The sequence below is a fragment of the Photorhabdus namnaonensis genome, assembly GCF_001684335.1.
Classification (GTDB): Bacteria; Pseudomonadota; Gammaproteobacteria; order Enterobacterales; family Enterobacteriaceae; genus Photorhabdus; species Photorhabdus namnaonensis.
In genome coordinates, this window is the sequence record NZ_LOIC01000082.1 from 201,791 (window position 1) to 222,593 (window position 20,803).

The 20,803-nt window shown below is 47.6% G+C and carries 10 protein-coding genes and 1 other annotated feature; all 10 genes read left to right on the forward strand.

Features of this window, described 5'->3' with window-relative positions; all coding sequences use genetic code 11:
* Window positions 1–11,316 (forward strand): non-ribosomal peptide synthetase (locus Phpb_RS25025; protein ID WP_065391565.1); only part of this gene is annotated, 11,316 nt, incomplete at its 5' end.
* A 405-nt stretch (window positions 11,317–11,721) separates the two neighbouring features.
* Window positions 11,722–13,650 (forward strand): threonine--tRNA ligase, encoded by a 1,929-nt coding sequence (gene thrS / locus Phpb_RS17475; protein WP_065391456.1) that lies wholly within the window; start codon window positions 11,722–11,724, stop codon window positions 13,648–13,650.
* Between the two features lie 3 nt (window positions 13,651–13,653).
* Window positions 13,654–14,193: a translation initiation factor IF-3 gene (gene infC / locus Phpb_RS24055; protein WP_071647077.1), complete on the forward strand. Its 540-nt coding sequence runs from the start codon at window positions 13,654–13,656 to the stop codon at window positions 14,191–14,193.
* A gap of 97 nt (window positions 14,194–14,290) precedes the next feature.
* Window positions 14,291–14,488 carry a 50S ribosomal protein L35 gene (gene rpmI / locus Phpb_RS17485; protein ID WP_011146889.1) on the forward strand — a complete coding sequence of 66 codons (198 nt, stop codon included), beginning with the start codon at window positions 14,291–14,293 and terminating at the stop codon, window positions 14,486–14,488.
* 40 nt (window positions 14,489–14,528) lie between these two features.
* A complete protein-coding gene (gene rplT / locus Phpb_RS17490) occupies window positions 14,529–14,885 on the forward strand; it encodes a 50S ribosomal protein L20 (protein ID WP_036775937.1) in 357 nt (118 codons plus the stop codon).
* 101 nt (window positions 14,886–14,986) lie between these two features.
* Window positions 14,987–15,111, forward strand: a sequence feature (Phe leader region).
* A gap of 86 nt (window positions 15,112–15,197) precedes the next feature.
* Window positions 15,198–16,181 (forward strand): phenylalanine--tRNA ligase subunit alpha, encoded by a 984-nt coding sequence (pheS, locus tag Phpb_RS17495; protein WP_036775936.1) that lies wholly within the window; start codon window positions 15,198–15,200, stop codon window positions 16,179–16,181.
* 15 nt (window positions 16,182–16,196) lie between these two features.
* A complete protein-coding gene (gene pheT, locus Phpb_RS17500) occupies window positions 16,197–18,584 on the forward strand; it encodes a phenylalanine--tRNA ligase subunit beta (protein WP_065391457.1) in 2,388 nt (795 codons plus the stop codon).
* A 4-nt stretch (window positions 18,585–18,588) separates the two neighbouring features.
* Window positions 18,589–18,885: an integration host factor subunit alpha gene (gene ihfA / locus Phpb_RS17505; protein ID WP_011146885.1), complete on the forward strand. Its 297-nt coding sequence runs from the start codon at window positions 18,589–18,591 to the stop codon at window positions 18,883–18,885.
* 66 nt (window positions 18,886–18,951) lie between these two features.
* The gene (gene btuC / locus Phpb_RS17510) at window positions 18,952–19,959 is read left to right on the forward strand and encodes a vitamin B12 ABC transporter permease BtuC (RefSeq protein ID WP_065391458.1); all 1,008 of its coding nucleotides are present in this window, start codon (window positions 18,952–18,954) and stop codon (window positions 19,957–19,959) included.
* Window positions 19,960–19,993: 34 nt separating this feature from the next.
* A complete protein-coding gene (gene btuD / locus Phpb_RS17515; RefSeq protein WP_065391566.1) occupies window positions 19,994–20,740 on the forward strand; it encodes a vitamin B12 ABC transporter ATP-binding protein BtuD in 747 nt (248 codons plus the stop codon).
* The last annotated feature ends 63 nt before the right edge of the window (window positions 20,741–20,803 follow it).

Below are 20,803 nucleotides of genomic sequence, written 5' to 3' on the forward strand. Positions count from 1 at the left end.
CTGACTCGCTATGACGCAGAACAGACAACGAGTCCTATTGGCACGCGTATCCCGGACTTAACCCTCTATCTGTTGGATAAGTACGGTCAGCCGGTACCGTTAGGCGCTGTAGGTGAGTTATATATTGGCGGGGCTGGTGTGGCACGGGGTTATCTCAATCGTCCTGAGCTGACGACAGAACGTTTCTTAGCAGACCCGTTTAGTCATATTCCAGATGCCCGGATGTACCGCTCTGGGGATTTGGCCTGCTATCGGCCGGATGGCAATCTGGAGTTCTTGGGCCGAAATGACCAACAGGTGAAAATCCGTGGTTTCCGCATTGAGCCGGGGGAAATTGAAGCCCGGCTGATGGAATACCCGGTGGTGAGTGAAGCGGTTGTGCTGGCGCTCGGCGATGGCCAGGACAAACGGCTGGTGGCTTATGTGGTGGCCGAAATGGATGAGGAGTTAATTAATCGCCTGCGTACTCACTTAAGTACGGTTTTACCGGATTATATGGTGCCGGCAGCGTTTGTCTGTCTGGATGCCTTCCCGTTGACACCGAATGGCAAACTAGATCGACGGGCGCTACCGGCACCGGGGGAAGATGCCTTTGCCCGTCAGGTTTATGCCGAGCCGCAAGGGGAGACGGAATCCCTATTGGCCGCTATCTGGAGTGAGTTGTTAGGCATTAAACAGATCAGTCGGCACGACAGTTTCTTTGCCCTGGGTGGTCATTCATTGCTGGCGGTGCGGATGATTGAACGTGTACGTAACGTGGGGTTAACACTAGCGGTGCGTGACCTTTTCCAATTCCCAGTGTTGTCCGCATTTGCTCAAACAGTGGGACGGTCACAAGCGGTGGTGGCGCCGACGAATGTCATCACCCCGGCAACTACTGCAATCACACCTGAGATGTTGCCATTGATTGCTCTAGTTCAGTCTGAGATTGACCATATCATTGAACAAGTGCCGGGTGGAATGGCTAATATTCAGGATATTTATGCCCTGTCGCCGTTACAGGACGGTATTCTGTTCCATCATTTGTTGGCGAATAAAGGCGACCCATATCTATTGGTCAGTCAGATGGCCTTCGCTGACCGATCTCTGTTGGACAATTATTTGGCGGCAGTGCAACAGGTGGTTAACCGCCATGACATCTTGCGTACTGCTTTTATCTGGCAAGGATTATCCGCACCGGTTCAGGTGGTTTGGCGTCAGGTGCCGCTATCAGTGACTGAATTGACGTTGGATATCGTTGATGGACCGATTTATGAACAATTGCTTCAACGTTTTGGTCCGCGTCAGCATTGCCTCGACTTAAGTCAGGCTCCCTTGCTGCGCTTTATGGTGGCACAGGAAACGGATGGTCGCTGGATTGCATTGCAATTGCAGCATCATCTGATTGGCGATCATACCGCAATGGAAGTAATGCACCGCGAAGTTCAGGCGTACCTTACTGGGCAAGAAGACAGATTGCCTGCGCCGATCCCTTTCCGCAATCTGGTGGCTCAGGTCCAGTTGGGCGTGAGCCAAGCCGAGCACATTCGCTTTTTTACCGATATGTTGGCAGAGGTGGATCAACCGACGTTGCCATTTGGATTGACAGAGGTACATCGAGATGGTTCGCAGGTGACAGAGTTGCACCGGATGTTGCCCGCCATATTGAATAACCGCTTGCGTATTCAAGCCAGGCGTTTGGGCGTCAGTTTGGCGACTTTGTGCCATTTGGCTTGGGCACAGGTATTGTCGCGTACCAGCGGACAGGAGAAAGTAGTATTCGGTACTGTATTGTTTGGGCGGATGCAAGCAGGACAAGGGGCTGATAGCGGCATGGGGCTGTTTATCAATACCTTGCCGTTACGGCTGGATATGGATGATACTTCGGTGCAGGACAGTGTACGATTAGCCCATACCCGGTTAGCCGGATTGCTGGAGCATGAACATGCTTCGTTGACGCTAGCTCAGCGTTGCAGTGGGGTTGCTAGTGGTACACCGTTGTTCAATGCATTGCTTAACTACCGGCATAATGCGTTGCCAGCAGCTCCAGATGAAACCCTGAACGGTATTGAATTTCTTGGCGCGCAGGAGCGTACCAACTATCCGTTTGTCTTGTCGGTGGAAGATTTTAGTGATGCTCTGGGGCTGACGGCTCAAGTAGTACAACCGTTTGAGCCGGAACGGATATGCGGCTATATGCAACAGGCATTGGAGAGTTTGGTTGAAGCACTTGAACAGGCACCGGAAACACCAATACGGATATTGAATATTCTGCCAGAAGTGGAACACCGGTTGTTGCTAAAAACTTGGAATGCGACTGAAACTGCCTACTCTGAGCAGTTATGTATCCATCAATTATTTGAGCAACAGGTAGAGAAAAATCCAGATGCTACGGCGCTGGTGTATGAAGAACAGAGGTACAGCTATGCGGAACTGAATACTCGCGCTAACCGACTGGCCTATCAACTGATTGCGTTGGGTATTGCACCAGACCAGCGAGTAGCGATTTGTGTTACACGTTCACTGACGATGGTCGTGGGCTTGCTGGCGGTGTTGAAAGCGGGTGGAGCCTATGTTCCGTTGGACTCGTCTTATCCAGGGGAACGTTTGGCACATATTTTGACTGATGCAGCCCCGGCTATTGTGCTGGCGGATAATGTCGGATGTATCGCACTGGGTGAGGAGGCACTGGCAGGACTCACTGTGCTGGACCCGAATATTTTGCCTGATCAGCCGGACAGTAACCCGCAAGTGACCGCACTGACTGCACAGCATCTGGCGTATGTGATTTACACCTCGGGTTCAACCGGCACACCAAAAGGCGTGATGGTTGAGCATCGTGGGCTAATTAACCTTATTCAGGATAAAATCGCCCAGTTTGACATTCACTCAGATAGCCGGATGTTGCAGTTTGCCTCATTGAGTTTTGACGCCAGTGTCTGGGAAATTATGATGGCGTTGGGGAGTGGGGCTTGTCTGATAATCGCTGTCGATATCGTCCGTCAGGACCCGCTTCGTCTCTGGCATTATCTGGCGCAACAGGCAGTGACCCATGCCTGTCTGCCCCCGGCACTGCTCCGGGAAAGGATCGATTTACCGGAAATATCGATAAGACCTACGTTGATACTCGGTGGTGAGGCACCTAGCGCAATGCTGCTTCAGGCACTGAGTCGTCGGGCGACGGTGTTTAATGCCTATGGCCCGACAGAAATCACGGTGTGTGCGACGACCTGGCGTTGTCCGCCAGACTACACGGATACGTTAGTGCCTATCGGCCATCCGACGGCGAACACCCAGGTTTATCTGTTGGATGCCTACGACCAGTCAGTGCCATTAGGGGCCGTGGGTGAATTGTATGTGGGTGGTGCGGGAGTGGCGCGTGGCTACCTTAATCGTCCTGAACTGACGGCTGAACGCTTCTTAGCTGACCCATTTAGTGAGATGCCTAATGCGCGGATGTATCGGACCGGGGATTTGGCCCGTTATCTGCCAGACGGCAATCTGGAATTCCTAGGCCGCAATGACCAACAGGTCAAAATCCGTGGTTTCCGTATTGAACCGGGGGAAATCGAAGCCCGCCTGATGGAATACCCAACTGTGCAAGAGGCTGTTGTGTTGGTGCTAGGTGATGAGCAGGGCAAACGGTTGGTAGCTTATGTGGTGGCAGAAGCGGATGAGGAGCTAGTTAATCGTCTGCATACACACTTGAGCGCAATTTTACCGGATTATATGGTGCCGGTGGCTTTTGTACGCCTGAATGCCTTCCCGCTGACCCCAAACGGTAAGCTAGATCGTCGGGCATTACCGATACCGGGGGAAGAGGCTTTTGCCCGGCAGATTTATGCCGAGCCGTTAGGAGAGATGGAAAGCATATTGGCGGTTATCTGGCGTGAATTACTCGGTGTTAATCGGATTAGCCGGTATGACAACTTTTTCGCTTTAGGCGGCCATTCGCTGTTGGCAGTGCGGATGATGAACCGGATAGCGGCGTTGGGGATTGAATTACCGCTGTCTACGTTATTTAAATTCCCGACCTTAGCCGATTTTGCTGAAGCGATGAATACTCGATTTGATGAACAGAGCAGCAAATTACCAGCTATTATCCCGCTATCCCGTGAGGGTAAATTGCCGTTGTCATTTGCACAACAGCGTCTGTGGTTCCTGGCTCAGTTTGAAGGAGTGAGTGAAACTTACCATATTCCGGTGGCATTGCGTTTACGTGGTCGGCTGGACATCGCTGCTTGGCAGCAAGCGCTTAATACGCTGTTTGCCCGCCACGAAGCGTTACGCTCTATCTTCGTTGCTGTTGATGGTCAGCCACAGGTGGAGTTGTTGCCGGCGGAATCAGGCTTACTGATGAAAAAATATGATCTGCGGGATACACCTGATAGGGATGCGCAGCTTGCGTTTCTGTCTACTCAGGAAGCCGAGGCGCCGTTTGATCTTGCTTGCGGCCCATTAATTCGTGCCAGCCTGATACAACTGGCTGATGATGACCACGTTTTCTTGCTGACTCTGCATCATATTGTTTTTGATGGCTGGTCTGTCAGCGTGTTGATGCGTGAATTGAACACCCTTTACACCGCTTTCTTGGCAGGGCAATCAGATCCGTTGCCACCGTTAACGATTCAATATCCTGATTACGCCGCTTGGCAGCATCAGTGGCTATCGGCTGAACGCATACAGACTCAATCTGACTATTGGCGCACAAGGCTGGCTGATGCGCCGGTACTGTTGGATTTACCTACTAACCGGCCACGTCCGCCTCAGCAGTCGTTTGCCGGGGCTTTATTGCCCGTCAGTTTGGATGCGGAATTAACCCAATCCCTCAAACACCTGAGTGAGCAGCAGGGCGTCACGTTATTTATGACCCTGTTGGCTGCCTGGGCGACAGTTCTATCGCGCTTGTCCGGTCAGGAAGATTTGGTTATCGGTACGCCAAGTGCAGGCCGCAGTCGACAAGAAGTGGAATCGTTGATCGGTTTCTTTGTGAATACGCTGGCGTTGCGGATGGATTTATCCGGTGCACCCAATGTAACAGAATTGTTGGCGCGTGTGCGGCAAACCGCGCTGGCGGCGCAGGAGCATCAAGATCTGCCGTTTGAACAGGTAGTAGAAATCGTACAACCACCGCGTCAACTAGCGCATACCCCATTGTTCCAAGTGATGTTTGCTTGGCAAAGCAATGAAAATAAAGATTGGACATTACCCGGACTGGTCGTTTCACCTGTCGGGCAAGCGTTTGATGGGGCCAAATTTGATCTTGAACTGAGTTTATCCGAGATGGATGGCAGAATTGTCGGTTATCTAAATTATGCCACTGCCCTGTTTGATCAACTCGCCATTGAGCGACAGGTGGGATATCTCCATACCGTACTGAGAGAGATGGCAGCTAACCCGCAACAGCCGGTTGGGAAAATCGATATCCTGACCGTGGCGGAGCGCAAGCTGTTATTGGAAACCTGGAATGCAACTCAGACGGCGTATCCTAACCAGTTATGCATTCACCGGCTGTTTGAGCAACAGGCAGAGAAAACCCCTGATGCAGTAGCACTGGTGTATGAAGAACGGATTCTTAGCTATGCGGAATTAAATGCCCGTGCTAACTGGCTGGCTCGCCGGTTAATTGAGCAGGGGATACGGTCGGATGATCGAGTTGCAGTGCTGTTAGAACGCTCCATTGAGCTGGTTGTGGCTCAGTTGGCTATTCTCAAAGCCGGTGCTGTTTATGTGCCGATCGATCCCCGTGTGCCCGATGAACGGAAAAACTGGTTGGTAAGCGATTGTTCAGCCAGATTATTGCTCACTGATATCCCGGTTGATCTGACTATTCCTCTGTATTGCCTTGCTAATGAGATGGGTATTAGCAGGGAGGAGGATTACCTTAATCTTGACTTGCCTGGGTCCAGTACCGAGCTAGCTTATATTATGTATACCTCCGGCTCGACCGGCACACCCAAAGGAGTGATGGTGCCGCATCGTGCTGTGGTTCGGCTGGTGATTAATAATGGGTACGCCGAAATCGGGCCGGATGATCGGGTGGCGTTTGAGTCTAACCCAGTTTTTGATGCCAGCACTTTTGAGGTCTGGGCGCCGTTGTTAAATGGCGGCTCATTAGTGGTGATTGATCACGCCACCTTACTGACGCCTAAAGAATTCGTCCAAGCATTACAGAGTTATCGTATTACGGTGCTGTGGTTGAGTGTCGGGCTGTTTAACCGGTTGGCGGCAGAGTTGGCTCCGGCTCTTGCGCAACTTAAGATCCTGATTGTCGGCGGCGATGTGCTGGACCCGCATGTGATTGCGCAGGTTCTGCGTGATAACCCACCTCAACAGTTATTGAATGGTTATGGGCCGAGTGAGGGTACCACCTTTACCACCACCTATCGTATCACGACATTGCCATTGGGAGTGACTCGGATACCTATTGGTCGACCGATAGCCAATACGCGAGTTTATCTGCTGGATGTTTATGGACAGCCTGTGCCACAGGGAGTAACCGGTGAGATTTATATCGGTGGAGATGGAGTGGCTTGTGGCTATCTCAATCGTCCTGAACTGACCGCGGAACGTTTTCTGCCTGATCCATTTAGTGGTGAACTAGATGCTCGCATGTATCGAACCGGGGATTTGGCCCGTTACCTACCGGATGGCAATTTGGAGTTCCTGGGCCGCAATGACCAACAGGTGAAAATCCGTGGTTTCCGCATTGAGCCGGGGGAAATCGAGGCTCGGCTAATGGAACATCCGGCGGTGAGTGAAGCGGTTGTATTGGTACTAGGTGACGGTCAGGACAAGCGGTTGGTGGCTTATGTGGAGGCAGAAGCGGATGAAGAGTTGGTTAATCACTTGCGTACTCATCTGAGTGCCATTTTGCCGGATTATATGGTGCCGGCAGCGTTTGTCCGTCTGGATTCCTTCCCGCTGACGCCAAACGGCAAGTTAGATCGTCGGGCGTTGCCGGCACCGGAAGAAGAAGCGTTTGCCCGTCAGGTTTATGAAGCGCCGCAAGGGGTGATAGAAACCACATTGGCCGCTATTTGGAGTGAGTTGTTGGGTATTGAACAAGTCAGTCGGCATGACAGTTTCTTTGCGTTGGGTGGTCATTCATTGTTGGCGATACAGATGATTGAGCGTCTGCGTAGTGCGGGGTTAACGTTGGCGGTGCGTGATCTGTTCCAATCTCCGGTGCTGTCCGCATTTGCCCAAACAGTAGGACAGTCTCGAGCGGTGGTGGTACCGGCGAACGTCATCACTCCGGCGGCTACAGTACTCACACCTGAGATGTTGCCGTTAATTGAGCTGACCCAACTTGAGATTGACCATATTGTGGAACAAGTGCCGGGGGGAGTGGCTAATATTCAGGATATCTATGCCCTGTCACCGTTACAAGATGGCATCCTATTCCACCATTTATTAGCGAACAAGGGCGATCCATATCTGCTGGCCTATCCTATGAGTTTTGCTGATCGTTCGTTGCTGGATTGTTATTTGACGGCAGTGCAACAGGTGATTGATCGCCATGATATTTTGCGTACTGCCTTTGTTTGGCAAGGATTATCAGTTCCGGCTCAGGTAGTCTGGCGTAAGGCACCGTTATCAGTGACTGAGTTGACGTTGGATTCCTCAGATGGACCGGTTTGTGAACAACTGGCTCAACGTTTTGATCCGCGTCAGCATCGTCTTGATTTGGGTCAAGCACCACTGTTACATGTTGTTATTGCACAAGAAACGGATGGTCGTTGGATCGTATTGCAGTTGCAGCATCATTTGATTGGTGACCATACTGCAATGGAGGTGATGAATCGCGAAGTTCAGGCGTACCTCGCCGGGCAGGGGGGCCGCTTGCCTATTCCGACTCCTTTCCGCAATCTGATAGCTGAGGCCCGGTTGGGGGTGAGTCAGGTTGAACATACTCGCTTCTTTACCGATATGTTGGCAGGGGTGGATCAACCGACGTTGCCATTCGGATTGATGGAAGTACATCGGGATGGTTCACAGGTGGCACAATCACACCGGATGTTGCCCTCCATGTTGAATGACCGTTTGCGTAGTCAGGCTCGGCGTCTGGGAGTCAGTTTGGCTGCGTTATGCCATCTGGCTTGGGCACAGGTATTGTCACGTACCAGCGGACAGGAGAAAGTGGTGTTCGGCACCGTGCTATTTGGGCGGATGCAGGCAGGGCAAGGAGCTGACAGCGGCATGGGACTGTTTATCAACACCTTGCCGTTACGACTGGATATGGATGATACCTCGGTGCAGGACAGTGTACGGGCAGCACATACCCGGCTGACTGGATTACTGGAACATGAGCATGCTTCACTGGCATTGGCTCAACGTTGCAGTGGGGTACAAAATGAAATTCCACTCTTTAGTGCTTTGTTGAACTACCGACATAATGCGCCAATAATCGCCACGGATGAAGTTATCAGCGGCATTGAATTTCAGGGCGGGCAAGAGCGCACTAACTATCCATTTGTTTTGTCGGTGGAGGATTTTGGTAATGCTCTGGGGCTGACGGCACAAATCGTTCAACCGATTGATCCGGAGAGGGTATGCGGTTATATGCAACAGGCGCTGGAAAGTCTGGCAGAGGCGCTTGAACAGCAGCCGGAGGCTCCAGTACGGTTACTGAATATTTTGCCGGCAGCAGAAAAGCGGCTGTTGCTGGAGACCTGGAATGCGACTGAGGTGCCATATCCTGACCAGTGTTGTATTCACCAGTTGTTTGAACAACAGGCAGAGAAAACCCCTGATGCAATAGCGCTGATGTATGAAGAACATATTCTCAGCTATGCGGCATTAAATGCCCGTGCTAACCGGCTGGCCCGCCGGTTAATCAGGCAGGGGATACGGTCAGACGATCGCGTGGCGGTGCTGTTAGAGCGTTCTATCGAACTGGTGGTAGCTCAATTGGCAATCCTTAAAGCCGGGGCCGTTTATGTGCCTATCGACCCCCGAGTGCCGGATGAGCGGCAGCATTGGTTGATAAACGATTGTTCAGCCAAATTGTTGCTTACAGATATTCCGGTTAACTTGGATATTCCCCTGTATTGCTTTGCTGATGAGATGAGTGATATCGAAGAGGAGGATTACCTTAATCTTAACTTACCTCGGTCCAATATCGAGCTGGCTTATATCATGTATACCTCCGGCTCGACCGGTACGCCAAAAGGAGTAATGGTGCCGCATCAGGCGGTGGTTCGGCTGGTTATTAATAATGGGTATGCTGAAATCGGGCCGGATGATCGGGTGGCGTTTGAAGCTAACCCGGCTTTCGATGCCAGCACCTTTGAAGTTTGGGCGCCATTGCTAAATGGCGGAACTTTGGTGGTGATTGATCACACGACTGTGTTGACGCCTAAAGCGTTTGTCCAAGCATTACAAGCTTATCGAATCACAGTGATGTGGTTGAGTGTTGGGCTGTTTAACCGGTTGGCGGCAGAGTTGGCTCCGGCTCTTGCGCAACTTAAGATCCTGATTGTCGGCGGCGATGTGCTGGACCCGCATGTGATTGCGCAGGTTCTGCGTGATAGCCCGCCTCAACAGTTATTGAATGGTTATGGGCCGAGTGAGGGTACCACTTTTACCACTACTTACCGTATCACGGCATTATCATTGGGGATGACCCAGATCCCCATTGGTCGACCGATAGCCAATACGCGGGTTTATCTGCTGGATGTCTATGGTCAGCCGGTACCTCTGGGGGTAGTAGGGGAGTTGTATATTGGGGGAGCAGGTGTAGCATGTGGTTATCTCAATCGCCCTGATCTGACGACTGAACGCTTCCTTGTTGATCCGTTTAGTGATTTACCTGATGCCCGCATGTATCGGACCGGGGATTTAGCCCGATATCTGCCAGACGGTAATTTGGAATTCCTTGGCCGTAACGATCAGCAAATTAAAATCCGCGGCTTCCGCATTGAGCCGGGTGAGATTGAGGCTCGATTAGTGAAATACCCAACGGTACAAGAGGCCGTTGTGCTGGTGCTAGGGGAGGGACAGAACAAACGTTTGGTCGCTTATGTTGTGGCACAGCAGGATGAGAGACTGGCTAATAGCTTGCGTACTTACCTGAGCGCCATTTTACCGGATTATATGGTGCCGTCGGCTTTTGTACGTCTGGATGATTTTCCGTTGACCTCTAACGGTAAATTGGATCGTCACGCACTACCTGCCCCAAGCAATGAAGCTTTTGCCCGGCAGATTTATGAAGCGCCACAAGGAGAAACGGAAACCATATTGGCGGCTATCTGGCGTGAATTACTGGGCATTGAGCAGGTTAGCCGGTATGACAATTTCTTTGCCTTGGGCGGTCACTCACTATTGGCTATGCGGATGATAAATCTTACCGCTAATCATGGTCTTATTTGCACATTGAATGATCTGTTTCAATTCCCTGTACTGTCTGAACTGGCAGCAAAAATGACATCAGATACGTTGTCTCAACCGCGAAACAGTGCAATACCAGTGCGTTCTGGTGGAACGGGTCTGCCGTTATTCTTTGTGCCTAGCGGGATGGGTGATTATTCCTATGTGTTCGGGTTGTCTCAGAAGCTTCATTCAGGATACCCGATTTATGCATTGCCTTGGCCATCCATTAGTGAAGAGCCGATGTTAACAATGGAAGAACAAGCGTCAAGAATGATCAACTTTATGAAAGTGGTTCAACCGGAAGGTCCATATCGGATATGTGGTTACTCTTCCGGTGGCATATTGGCTTACGCGATTGCTCAGCAACTTCTATATTCCGGTGAGGCGGTTGATTTCCTCGGTTTGATAGATACGCCGGCTCCTCATTATTATAGGCAGCGATTAACGCCGCCAAAACTTCAATTTTTTATTGAATTGGCGAGGCAGGCAGAGGACGGACATATTGAAGAAATTGCGGCACTGTACCGGCTAATTGATGAATTAGATTTAGTGCAATTTATCGAAACAGCGCAAAAATTGGCATTATACCCAGCAAATCTGCATGCTGATTTGGTCGCAAAACGTTGGGAACAGATAGCAAATTATGCACAAATAGTTAGAGACTATGAGCCGCAAGTATCGGCGATAACGCTGCATCAATTCTACGCAATGGAACCTTCTCCACCTGTCCCTGTTGTTATGAAAACTAAAGCTATGGAAACTAAAGTTATGGATGTTGAATCACTGCCTTTAAACAGGGATCTGTCGTTAGGTTGGGCGCAGATATTGCCTGATTCTTCGCTTCGGTTAATTCCAATTTCGGGTGACCATTTTAGTCTGTTGGAGAATAATGAAGATAAAGTCATTTTAGTTCGGGCTTTAAATATGGCGTTGGCAGAGAGAGGGGACGAGGAAGTTCAGTAAATGGCTTAAAAGAGGCTAAACGATCCTGTATCCATATGTATGATGATCCGGCATATGTAACTTATGCCGGATTTGTTCTATGTGTGTCTTGTAGAGCATGTTATCTGTTTTTCCTTAAAACATATTATTTCATTATAAAATTATTTTTTATAGTTTGTGCATTTGTATAAATAAGTGCAAATGATTGTACCTATGTTAAACATCGCCGTGACCTGAATGGTTGTTGGTGGTATATTTTCGCGATGTTTAGGTATTGAAGGCGGTCACTTTTTACATTGTGTACCAATTTTAGTACCAAACTTTAATGGATTGACGAGATAATAATTTAAATCGTTACTTTAGTTGAATATCGAACTCCTTCAAGTGACCTTTCGTGTGGGTCACCACTGTAGATAAGGATTTTAAATGCCTGTTGTTACTCTTCCTGACGGTAGCCAACGCCAGTTTGACCGTGCCGTTTCTGTAATGGATGTTGCCTGTGATATTGGTCCGGGTTTAGCGAAAGCATGTATTGCCGGCCGCGTAAATGGTGAGCTAGTGGATGCTTGCGAATTAATCGATTCAGATGCAAATCTTGCCATCATCACTAGTAAAGATGATGCAGGGCTGGAAATTATCCGCCACTCATGCGCTCATCTATTAGGCCATGCGATTAAACAATTATGGCCAGATACGAAAATGGCTATTGGTCCGATTATTGATAATGGTTTTTACTATGATGTTGATATTGGCCGTGCTCTGACGCAGGAAGATATTACGCTGCTTGAAAAGCGTATGTTGGAACTTGCCAAAAAAGACTATGACGTCATCAAGAAAAAAGTGAGCTGGCAAGAAGCTCGCGATACTTTCGTTGCTCGCGGCGAGGATTATAAAGTACAGATTTTAGATGAAAACATCAGTCGCGATGATCATCCTGGTCTCTATAATCATGAAGAATATATTGACATGTGTCGTGGCCCCCATGTGCCGAATATGCGCTTCTGCCACCATTTTAAATTGCAGAAAGTCGCAGGGGCATATTGGCGTGGTGATAGCAACAACAAAATGTTGCAACGAATATACGGTACCGCGTGGGCTGATAAGAAACAGCTCAATACTTATCTGCAACGTTTGGAAGAAGCGGCTAAACGTGACCATCGTAAAATTGGTAAACAATTAGATTTGTACCATATGCAGGAAGAAGCGCCTGGTATGGCATTCTGGCATAACGATGGTTGGACTATTTTCCGTGAGCTGGAAACTTTTGTCCGCACTAAATTGAAAGAATACCAATATCAGGAAGTTAAAGGTCCATTTATGATGGACCGTGTTATGTGGGAAAGAACGGGTCACTGGGAAAACTACGGTGAGCATATGTTTACTACTTCTTCAGAGAACCGTGAATATTGCGTTAAGCCGATGAACTGCCCGGGGCATATTCAGATTTTTAATCAAGGCTTAAAATCTTACCGTGATTTACCGTTACGTATGGCTGAATTCGGCAGTTGTCACCGTAATGAACCATCGGGAGCATTACATGGCTTGATGCGTGTTCGTGGTTTTACTCAGGATGATGCTCATATCTTCTGTACAGAAGAACAGATTCACCGGGAAGTCAGCAGTTGCATTAAGATGGTGTATGACGTTTACAGCACTTTTGGTTTTGAAAAAATCGTGGTTAAGCTGTCAACCCGCCCGGAAAAGCGCATTGGTACTGAGGAACAATGGAATCAAGCGGAAGCAGCTTTGGCGGCAGCACTACAAGAAAATGGCGTTCAATTCGAATATCAGCCGGGCGAAGGTGCCTTCTACGGACCGAAAATTGAATTTACTTTGCATGATTGTTTGGATCGTGCGTGGCAATGTGGTACTGTGCAGCTCGACTTTTCACTACCAGGTCGTTTGAGTGCGTCCTACGTAGGTGAAAATAATGAACGTAAGGTTCCTGTAATGATTCACCGTGCGGTTCTGGGTTCACTGGAACGGTTTATCGGCATTCTGACCGAGGAGTATGCGGGTTTCTTCCCGACATGGATTGCTCCACAGCAGGTGGTAGTGATGAATATCACCGATAATCAGGCTGATTATGTACAGGAATTAGTAAAAAAACTTCAAGATGCGGGCATTCGTGCAAAAGCAGACTTGAGAAACGAGAAGATTGGTTTTAAAATCCGTGAACACACTCTTCGTCGTGTTCCCTACATGCTTGTCTGTGGTGAAAAAGAGGTCGAATCAGGAAAAGTTTCCGTTCGTACCCGCCGCGGTAAAGATTTGGGCAGCATTGATGTTAACGAGTTCATCGAAAAACTGCTTATAGAAATACGCAGTCGCAATCTTCATCAATTGGAGGAATAAGGTATTAAAGGCGGAAAAAGAATTCAAACAGCGCGTCCTAATCGCATTAATGGAGAGATTCGCGCTTCTGAAGTTCGTTTAACAGGTTTAGATGGCGAACAGATTGGCATTGTCAGTCTGAGGGAAGCTCTTGAAAAAGCTGAGGAAGCGGATGTTGATTTAGTTGAAATCAGCCCGAATGCCGAGCCGCCGGTTTGCCGTATTATGGACTACGGCAAGTTCCTCTATGAGAAGAGTAAGTCGATCAAAGAGCAGAAGAAAAAACAAAAAGTTATTCAGGTTAAGGAAATTAAATTCCGTCCTGGTACAGATGAAGGCGACTATCAGGTCAAACTACGCAACCTGATTCGCTTTCTTGAAGATGGCGATAAAGCCAAAATCACCCTGCGTTTCCGTGGGCGTGAAATGGCGCACCAACAGATTGGCGTCGAAATGCTTAACCGCATCCGCGACGATCTGGATGAACTGGCGGTAGTCGAATCCTTCCCTTCGAAGATTGAAGGCCGTCAGATGATAATGGTGCTCGCTCCTAAGAAGAAATAGTTAGGCAATCAAGTAATAAGCTCCAGTCGGTTCATCTGGTTGGGGCTTGTTCGCCTGATTAATTCGTTGTAATTCACAATGCGAAGTGGAAATTAAAATGCCAAAGATTAAAACAGTACGTGGCGCCGCTAAACGCTTTAAAAAAACTGCAAGTGGTGGTTTTAAGCGTAAGCGCGCTAACCTTCGTCACATTCTGACTAAGAAATCAACCAAGCGTAAACGTCATTTACGTCCAAAGGGCATGGTCTCCAAAGGTGATCTGGGCCTGGTTGTTGCTTGCTTGCCTTACGCGTAAGCAATTTTAGATTAGAACTCAGAGACGATAGGAGAAGTATATGGCTCGCGTAAAACGTGGTGTTGTCGCCCGTGCACGTCACAAGAAAATTTTAAAGCAAGCGAAAGGTTACTATGGTGCCCGTTCGCGCGTTTACCGTGTTGCCTTCCAGGCAGTAATCAAAGCAGGGCAGTACGCTTACCGTGACCGTCGTCAGCGGAAACGTCAGTTCCGTCAACTGTGGATTGCACGTATCAACGCTGCTGCACGTCAGAATGGTATCTCTTACAGCCGTTTCATTGATGGTCTGAAAAAGGCTTCTATTGAAATCGACCGTAAGATCCTGGCTGACATCGCTGTGTTTGACAAAGCGGCGTTTGCTGCTTTAGTTGAAAAAGCGAAGAGCGCTCTGGCATAAGTTAGAGTAGTAAGAGGGAGCATGCTCCCTCTTTTACTTTGTTGTCAAATGCGGTTTACAAGAGTGTTGTTGCCGAAGCAGAATTTTATTCCGAGAGAACCAACATTATGTCCTTAGCTTTTTTTCGCATCTTTTTTTACTTTAGCACCTGAATTCAGGGGGCTTTGCGCGTAAGAAAAGAAACGAAAAGTAGCGCCTGAGCCTCCGTTGTGGAGGCTTTTTTGTTTTTATGACAGCAAAAACAGAAATGGGTACATAAGGTCATTAACGATCATTACTAACAGGCCGTTAGGCCGAAGGAAGAGGAAAACGATGCCACATCTCGCTGAACTGGTTGCAAAAGCAAGAGCAGCCATAGAAGATGCCCAGGATGTTGCTGCGTTGGATTTGGTGCGTGTTGAATATTTAGGCAAAAAAGGCCATTTAACTCTCCAAATGTCATCGCTGCGTGATCTGCCGGTCGAAGAACGTCCAGCAGCAGGGGCGGTTATTAATCAGGCTAAGCAGGAAGTTCTGGAATCTCTGAATATCCGTAAAGAAAAACTGGAGACTGACCTTCTGAACTTCCGTTTAGCAGCGGAAAAGATTGATGTATCATTGCCCGGTCGCCGTATGGAAAATGGCGGACTACATCCGGTTAACCGCACAATAGAGCGTATTGAAACTTTCTTTGGTGAATTAGGGTTTTCTGTAGAATCAGGCCCTGAGATTGAAGATGATTATCATAATTTCGATGCGCTGAATATTCCTGCTCACCATCCCGCCCGTGCTGATCATGATACTTTTTGGTTTGATGCCAAGCGTCTGTTGCGTACTCAGACTTCAGGTGTTCAGGTTAGAACTATGCACAGTCAACAGCCGCCAATTCGCGTCATTGCACCGGGTCGCGTGTATCGTAATGACTACGATCAGACACACACACCCATGTTCCATCAGGTAGAAGGTTTAATTATTGATCGTGATATCAGTTTTACCAATCTGAAAGGAACGTTGCACGATTTCCTGACTAACTTTTTTGAAGAAGATTTGCAGGTTCGTTTCCGGCCTTCTTACTTTCCATTTACAGAACCTTCGGCGGAAGTTGATGTCATGGGTAAAAATGGCAAATGGCTGGAAGTATTGGGTTGCGGTATGGTTCATCCCAATGTATTGCATAATGTTGGCCTTGATCCTGAAATTTATTCTGGTTTTGCTTTCGGTATGGGGGTGGAGCGCCTGACAATGTTACGTTACGGTGTAACTGATTTGCGTGCATTCTTCGAAAATGATCTGCGTTTTCTCAAACAGTTTAAATAAAGGCGGGAATATCTCATGAAATTCAGTGAACTCTGGTTACGCGAATGGGTAAACCCAGCCATTAGCAGTGAAGTATTATCTGATCAAATTACCATGATAGGTCTGGAAGTTGATGGCGTTGAAGCCGTTGCCGGTCAATTTCATGGTGTAGTTGTCGGTGAAGTTGTTCAATGTGCCCAGCATCCAAATGCAGATAAGCTACGGGTAACAAAAGTGAATGTCGGTGGTGAACGGCTGCTGGACATTGTTTGTGGTGCGCCAAATTGCCGCTTGGGGTTGAAAGTTGCAGTAGCAACTGTGGGTGCTGTATTACCGGGTGACTTTAAAATCAAGGCGGCAAAACTGCGAGGTGAGCCTTCCGAAGGGATGCTATGTTCTTTTTCTGAACTGGGTATTTCTGAGGATCACGACGGTATTATTGAATTGCCGATTGATGCTCCTTTAGGTGTTGATCTGCGTGAATATTTGAAGCTGGATGATAAAGTCATTGAAATTAGTATTACGCCTAATCGCGCTGACTGCCTAAGTATTATAGGGGTTGCGCGTGATGTGGCGGTTGCTAATAAAATGCCCCTATCTGAGCCACAAATTGAAGCAGTAAAACCGACAACAGATGCTGTTTTCCCTATTCGTGTTGAAGCAACAGAAGCTTGCCCACGTTACCTGGGACGAGTAATTAAAAACATTAATGTGAAAGCGACAACACCACAGTGGATGCGTGAAAAATTACGTCGTGGTGGTATCCGTTCCATCGACCCGATTGTCGATGTAACTAACTATGTATTGCTTGAATTAGGTCAACCGTTGCATGCGTTTGATCTGGAACGCTTGAATGGCTCAATCACTGTGCGTATGGCGAAGCAGGATGAAAAATTGGTGCTGCTGGATGGTACAGAAGCCAACCTTTCTACTGATACGCTAGTTATTTCTGATGAAAAACAAGCTGTTGCAATGGCAGGTATTTTTGGCGGTGAACATTCAGGCGTGAATGAAGAGACGCAAAATATTTTACTTGAATGCGCATTTTTCGCCCCTTTAGCGATTGCTGGCCGTGCTCGTCGCTATGGTTTACACACTGATGCTTCTCACCGCTATGAACGTGGAGTTGATCCTCAGCTACAACACAAAGCAATAGAGAGAGCGACTCAACTGCTGATTGATGTTTGTGGTGGTGAAGCGGGTCCAATTATTGATGTTACTGATGAATCTCAATTGCCACAGTCCGCGACAATCACATTACGTCGTGAAAAACTGGATCGTTTGATTGGTCACTATATACCTGATGAACAGGTTGGTGACATTCTGACTCGCTTAGGTTGCAAAGTCACTGTTCAGGAAAATGGCTGGCAAGCGGTTGCGCCAAGCTGGCGTTTTGATATGGAGTTGGAAGAAGATCTGGTGGAAGAAGTTGCCCGTATCTACGGTTACAACAATATTCCAGATGTACCGATGCGTGCCGATCTTATCATGAAAAAACATCGTGAAGCGGAGCTTTCCCTGCAACGAGTTAAAACGATGCTGGTTGACAGAGGTTATCAAGAAGCGATTACTTATAGCTTTGTTGATCCCAAAATTCAGGCACTGTTACATCCACAGCAACAAGCGTTGATGCTGCCTAACCCAATTTCAGCAGATATGTCAGCAATGCGTTTATCTCTACTGACGGGTTTATTAACGACTGTGGTATATAACCAGAACCGTCAGCAAAACCGTGTACGCTTGTTTGAAACGGGTTTGCGTTTTGTTCCTGATGAAAATGCGGGGCAGGGCATTCGTCAGGAGCTGATGTTAGGGGGAGTCATTACCGGCAATCGTTTTGAAGAACATTGGTCACTGGACAAACAGTCAGTTGATTTCTTCGATATGAAAGGCGATTTGGAAGCTGTTCTGGAATTAACTGGAAAATTATCTAAGATTTCTTTTAGAGCAGATGTAAATCCGGCGTTGCACCCAGGTCAAAGCGCTGGGATTTATTTGGAAAATGAATACATCGGATATATTGGTGTAGTTCACCCGGAATTGGAACGTAAACTTGACTTAAATGGCTGCACAGTGGTATTCGAAGTACTCTGGAACAAGCTGGCAAGCAGCGTGGTTCCTGATGCGAAAGAGATTTCACGTTTCCCATCAAACCGTCGTGATATTGCGATCGTGGTGCCTGAAAATATTGCTGTAGAAGATGTTCTGGCTGAGTGCAAGAAAGTTGGCGTAAATCATATAGTTGGCATAAACTTGTTTGACGTGTATTGTGGTAAAGGTGTAGCAGAGGGTCATAAGAGCCTTGCTATAAGTTTTATCTTGCAGGATACCGCGCGTACACTGGAAGAAGAAGAGATTGCTGCGACTGTTAATAGATGTGTTGCAGTGCTGAAACAGCGATTCCAAGCATCCTTGAGGGACTGAACCTATGGCGCTTACTAAAGCTGAAATGTCAGAAAATCTGTTTGAGAAACTGGGAATTAGCAAGCGTGATGCTAAAGATCTGGTTGAATTATTCTTTGAAGAAGTGCGTCGTTCTTTGGAGAATGGTGAGCAGGTAAAATTGTCTGGATTTGGCAACTTTGATTTACGGGATAAAAACCAACGTCCGGGGCGTAATCCTAAGACTGGTGAGGACATTCCGATTACAGCTCGCCGAGTAGTGACATTCCGTCCTGGTCAGAAGTTAAAAAGCAGGGTTGAGAAAGCCACGCCTAAAGAATAATCAAAAAGGCCGCATCAATAGCGGCCTTTTTCTTAAACGAATCCTCCCTCATGAGCTTGATTTACCATGCAACCCATCTGTTCCATCACTGAATTAGTGACTCGCCAGAAAAGGCGTGATTATCGCTTTCTGGCAATTCTCACTTGTTTATTTCTATTGGTTTTTTTTCTCTCACTCTGTGCCGGAGAAAATTGGATCTGGCCTGATAAATGGTTTTCTGAAACAGGCCAGTTGTTTGTATGGCAATTGCGTTTTCCTCGTGTATTAGCTGTAGTTGCGGTGGGTGCAAGCTTGACTGTGGCGGGTGCCGTAATGCAGGCGCTGTTTGAAAATCCGTTGGCGGAACCTGGGCTATTAGGCGTCAGTAATGGTGCTGGCGTGGTGGTAGTGTTTTTGGTGTTGATGTTTCATGGTATTGCGCCATTTTGGTTACTAAGTATTAGCGCTGTGTTCGGGGCGTTGACTGTCACAATGATATTGCTGACTTTTGCAAGAAAGCGTTATTTGAATAATGCCCGTTTATTATTGGTAGGGGTTGCTTTTGGTGTCGTTTCAGGCGCGTTAATGACCTGGATGGTTTATTTCAGTACTAGCCTGGACTTGCGTCAGCTAATGTATTGGATGATGGGAAGTTTCAGTGGAATAGACTGGCGGCAGCAATGGTTAGTAGTCGCTTTGTTTCCTTTGATCATTTGGTTGAGCAGGCAAGGAAAAGTACTTAATTTTCTTTCATTGGGAGAAACACAGGCTCAACAGTTGGGTATCTCGCTTTATTATTGGCGTAATTTATTTGTCTTTGCTGTTGGGTTATTGGTCGGATTAAGTGTTGCACTTGCTGGAACAATCAGCTTTATTGGTTTGGTTATTCCACATATTTTACGTTTATGTGGTCTGACAGATTATAAAACACTACTGCCTGCCTGTGTTCTATCCGGTGGTTGTGGATTATTGCTGGCTGATTTATTTTCTCGCCTTAGCTTGAATAATGCAGAAGTGCCGATTGGCGTTGTGACTGCGACATTGGGTGCGCCGGTATTTATTTGGTTATTATTGAGAGTCAGAGACTGGAGTTAAAAAAGTGGATAATGTGCAAGCGACCAATCAGTTGATGGCTCTCAGTCAAGTATCAGTACGAAACCGATTAATTCCACTGACCGTGTTGGTGCAACAAGGTGAACAGGTACATCTCATTGGGCCGAATGGTTCAGGAAAAAGTACGTTACTGGCTTGTATGGCCGGTATTTTACCCTATGGTGGTGCAATCAATTTGCAACAAAAATGTCTTAGTCAATATAGTCACTACCAGTTGGCACGGCATAGAGCATGGCTTAGCCAGCAAATTTCTTCTGTGCCGATAATGCCGGTTTTTCAATATCTGCAACTGTACTTAGCTGCCCATCTTGTTAATTGTGACAGTGTGTTGTCAGAACTTTGCTCCTTTTTTAAGTTGGGAAAACTTCTGGAGACGCCCGTAGGTCATCTATCTGGTGGTGAATGGCAAAGAGTGCGATTAACAGGGGTTTTTTTGCAAGTCTGGCCGACAATCAATTCGGAAGGCAAATTATTGCTCTTAGATGAGCCTACGAATAATCTTGACATCACTCAGGTAGCCGCACTTGATCTATTAATAAAGAAATTTTGTCAACTTGGTGGAACCGTAGTCATGAGTGGTCATGATCTCAATCATAGCTATGATAAAGCTGATCGGATCTGGTTACTTGCTAATGGCTCACTGGTCGCGAATGGAAAACCGGATGAGGTAATGAAAGAAAATATACTCTCCAGCGTTTTTGCCGCTGATATCAAATGTGTGTCAGAAAAGGTAGATAAATATTGGCGGGTTTTCTTACCTTAATTAGTCCGGCTTTATGCGCCTACCGTGAATCTGTACATATCGTGGATCTGTACGTACCGTAGA

Coding starts and splice junctions, on each gene's coding strand:
- ihfA (WP_011146885.1), top strand. CDS start 18,589: ATGGCGCTTACTAAAGCTGAAATGTCAGAAAATCTGTTTGAGAAACTG.
- btuD (WP_065391566.1), top strand. CDS start 19,994: ATGGCTCTCAGTCAAGTATCAGTACGAAACCGATTAATTCCACTGACC.
- rplT (WP_036775937.1), top strand. CDS start 14,529: ATGGCTCGCGTAAAACGTGGTGTTGTCGCCCGTGCACGTCACAAGAAA.
- rpmI (WP_011146889.1), top strand. CDS start 14,291: ATGCCAAAGATTAAAACAGTACGTGGCGCCGCTAAACGCTTTAAAAAA.
- btuC (WP_065391458.1), top strand. CDS start 18,952: ATGCAACCCATCTGTTCCATCACTGAATTAGTGACTCGCCAGAAAAGG.
- thrS (WP_065391456.1), top strand. CDS start 11,722: ATGCCTGTTGTTACTCTTCCTGACGGTAGCCAACGCCAGTTTGACCGT.
- pheT (WP_065391457.1), top strand. CDS start 16,197: ATGAAATTCAGTGAACTCTGGTTACGCGAATGGGTAAACCCAGCCATT.
- pheS (WP_036775936.1), top strand. CDS start 15,198: ATGCCACATCTCGCTGAACTGGTTGCAAAAGCAAGAGCAGCCATAGAA.